Source organism: Belnapia moabensis DSM 16746 (assembly GCF_000745835.1).
Lineage (GTDB): Bacteria > Pseudomonadota > Alphaproteobacteria > Acetobacterales > Acetobacteraceae > Belnapia > Belnapia moabensis.
In genome coordinates this window covers 1-3,053 of the sequence record NZ_JQKB01000214.1, presented here as the reverse complement: position 1 = coordinate 3,053, position 3,053 = coordinate 1, and the positions used below count along the sequence as shown (strand labels likewise).

Here is a 3,053-nt window from a genome sequence, read left to right as displayed (position 1 = left end):
GCCTTGCCAAGCGGCCGCAGCGGATCCGCTCCATCTTTCAGCACCCGCAATTCCGCTACGCCGCGTAGTCAAGACAATGGGGGCCGCCTCAATAAACGGCAGGCCGCAGGTCGTTCGGGAAAGCCTGCTGCTCCACCGGCGCCAGCACTGCCGCGACCGGTATCTCTTCGCCGACATGGCGGATGCCGGCGATGGTGCAGGGCGCGTCCGCTGCCTCGATGGGCGGGTTGAAGGACAGACCGGCCAGCAACCCGCGCAACACGACACGCGCCTTGAAGAATTCCTGCGCCTGGCAAAGCCGGAAAGCCAGCGCCAGTTGACGGCGGACCAACCGGGCCACCGCGCGCGGGTTCTCGAAGCGCCGCTTCAGGTAGATATCGTTTCGGATTCGGTGAAAGTGGTAGTTGATGCGCGCCGGGTTGCGCTCGGTGCGGATGTCGAGCACGCCGGCAAGCTGGCGCACATGCAGGGCCCGGCTTGCCCCGACCATGTAGCCCGGCCGGTCCTGCGTGATCCGCCAAGTGAATTCCGAATCCTCGCCCCAGATGAACATCGCGGCGATCGGCAGGCCATGCCGCGTCAGCGTCGCGCGCGGGAAGAGATTGGAGACGAAGGCAGAGCGCGTCACCGGCACCAGCCCATGGTCCAGCAAATCCGGCCAGTTTTCATAGGCAAGGGCGTTGAGGCGGCGGTCCAGCTCGGGCACGTTGGTCACTTCGCCGCCCGGTGCGCGGGCGACGGAAGTGAGGAAGGCGGGGCTGATGCCGCGAGCGTCGAGCAACCGACCCGCATCGAGCAGCGCGGCCAGCGCGTCCGGCTCCGGCAGGACGTCGTCGTCCATTATCCAGATATATTCGGCACCCGTCTGATAGGCGAGGCGCATGCAGAGGTTGAAGCCACCTGCCGCGCCGATATTGGTGCCGAGCACATGCAAGTCCACGCGCCCGGCCCAGCGCTCCGCCACCATCTGCGCCGTGCCGTCGGAGCTGGCATTATCGACGACGATGATGCGATCGCAGTGATGGGTCTGAGCCGCGATGGCCTGCAGGCACTCGGCCAGCAAGTCGCGGCGGTTGTAGGTGAGGACGACGGCACAGACCATGGACATTGGGATCGGCCTCCGCCGGCTTGTTAAGAAATTTCCATCCGCGGATGGGCGCGACGAAGCGGCCGCCCCATTCGCGGATGGCGGCCATTTGCCTGGAGAACTCCTCGCGGAGGTTCCAAGGCAGGATCAGAGCATAGTCCAGCCGCGCTTCGAGGATCGCCTCCGGCGCGCGAATCTGCTCGAAGCAGGGTTACCAACGCAGCAAGGTTGGTGCCATCCATGCGTGTCAGATCCTTATCCCGGCAGGTTGCATGGGGTCACCGTCGATGAAGTCACGAGCCTCTCGCCTCCCCTGCCGACCAGAGCCATCTTCATCGTGGCCGACCTAATCCGCGTTTAACATTGCAGACATGCGAAGGGGTTTGTTCTCCCAACGCCGTGCGCTCACTGCACCTTGAGAAAAGTTCGCCATTGCAAACGTGTCTAACGGCATCGTCATATCTTGCTGTGTCGCAACGGCATGGCGCCCTCCGCTCAATGAAACGGAACGGCATCCTTACAGTCAAGGACTGATGTGGCGGCGAGGCCATGACGGCCAGTGGCGGGGCTCTGCATTCGCATTGCGCCGCGTATCTCCCGATCTGCCTCAGCATCACGGGCCAAGGGCCTCCACGAGACGCTGCGCCATACTGGCGCGCGCATCCCGCTCGAGATCCATGAGGTGCCAAGCGGTACGCCGGTGCTCGACGGGACCGTGCCGTGCGAATGGGTGCCGCGCAGCGCCGCAATCCGCCGGCTCGACGGTCGTCGATTCCGCCGAGCACAACCCCCACCTCCTGCAATAGAGCCACGCCATCGACGCCCTGCTGTTTCCTACGGAAGCGCAACAAGGCCCGGACAGCATTCCGGAGCAGCCGGATCTCATCCCCTACGCACCGCCTGTTGCAGCGACAGCTGGGGCTTTCATCTGCCGCGTTGGTTGCGCAAAGGCTTGGTTGATGAAGCCTATTGCGTGCATACCAGTGCCGAGCTGAAGCAAAGATCATTGTCCTGCCGCGGATACCTACTGCCGGGCGAGAGCGAGGCAGAAGTACTGATCTCCATCCACAGCTGCCACACGTCGCTCGCCAACGACAACCTCTCTGGCATCGCGCTCGGGCTCGAACTCGCGCGCGTCCTGGCGACGCGCCGGCGCCGGCTGAACTGGCGCTTCCTCTTCCTTGCCCGACAATATCGAGCGGATCGCGCATGGGCTGGTGCTCACCTGCCTCGGCGATAATCGACCGCGTCGCCCCGCATGTACCGCAGCACGAATTGCCCGAGAACCGGCCGCTACCCTTCTCGCCTTATGGCCATGACGAGCGTCAATACTCCTCGCTCAGCTTCGACCTGCCGATCGGCTACCTCATGCGCTCGCCGGATACCACAGCGCCGCCGACAACCTCGGCTTCGTCCGGCCGGGAGCATTTGGTGCACTCCTTCGCCGCGCTCGCCGTCATCGCCAAGGTACTCGAGGAGGTCCGCATGCTGGTTTCGACCTCGTCTATGGCGATCCACAGCTCGGGCGCCGCGGCCCTACGTGCCGATCGGCGGCATCGGGCCGGTGGCGGCAGGGTGCGGCTACGGGCAGATGGTGCTCCTTTGGGTGCTGAACCTCACCGATGGACGATACAGCCTGTTCGACATGGCCGAGCGTGCCGGCCTGCCCTTCGCCGAAATCCGCGCGGCGAGGCTGACCGCGGAAGCAGCTGGATTGCCTGTTACGGTAACGCCATCATCTGAAGGCGCAGCGGTTTTGGGCGACGCGGAAAAGCCAGGGAGGGAGCGGGCGTGAGCCCCACCCATCAGGATGCGCTCCGCCCTCCCGGCGTACTCCTTCATCTACGGCCTCGCCTGAGGCGCCGCGCACCCCTAATCCCACACTTTCCATGGTGCATCGGTTGCCCAGCGCGCTTCCAGCAGTTGCTTGTCGCGGAGTGAATCCATGCTCTGCCAGTAGCCGTCA

4 protein-coding genes and 1 pseudogene are annotated in these 3,053 nt (G+C 64.6%); 3 read left to right on the top strand and 2 right to left on the bottom strand.

Translation table 11 applies throughout. The features are described from left to right. Positions 1-88: 88 nt before the first annotated feature. Positions 89-1,108 carry a glycosyltransferase family 2 protein gene (locus tag EP26_RS30260; RefSeq protein ID WP_084113181.1) on the bottom strand — a complete coding sequence of 340 codons (1,020 nt, stop codon included), beginning with the start codon at positions 1,106-1,108 and terminating at the stop codon, positions 89-91. Then, positions 993-1,283, bottom strand: coding sequence for a Rossmann-fold NAD(P)-binding domain-containing protein (locus tag EP26_RS35925; RefSeq protein WP_157033965.1), 291 nt, complete (start codon positions 1,281-1,283; stop codon positions 993-995). Before EP26_RS35925 ends, EP26_RS30260 begins: the two co-directional genes overlap by 116 nt. 363 nt (positions 1,284-1,646) lie before the next feature. Between EP26_RS35925 and EP26_RS38895 the strand changes: the two genes are divergently transcribed. The 3 genes and pseudogenes from EP26_RS38895 (at position 1,647) to EP26_RS37935 (ending at position 2,882) form a co-directional block, all read left to right on the top strand. After that, the gene (locus EP26_RS38895; RefSeq protein ID WP_084113180.1) at positions 1,647-2,327 is read left to right on the top strand and encodes a DUF4910 domain-containing protein; all 681 of its coding nucleotides are present in this window, start codon (positions 1,647-1,649) and stop codon (positions 2,325-2,327) included. Next, positions 2,297-2,473: pseudogene (locus tag EP26_RS38890) on the top strand (DUF4910 domain-containing protein); the annotation flags it as partial. The gene EP26_RS38895 and the pseudogene EP26_RS38890, both read left to right, overlap by 31 nt. 154 nt (positions 2,474-2,627) lie before the next feature. Further along, entirely contained in the window at positions 2,628-2,882 is a 255-nt protein-coding gene (locus tag EP26_RS37935) for a winged helix-turn-helix domain-containing protein (RefSeq protein WP_245624574.1), read from the top strand. Positions 2,883-3,053 lie beyond the last annotated feature (171 nt).

Bases quoted from the DNA above. Each gene is read 5' to 3' on its own strand.
- EP26_RS30260 (WP_084113181.1), bottom strand. From the start codon at position 1,108: ATGTCCATGGTCTGTGCCGTCGTCCTCACCTACAACCGCCGCGACTTG.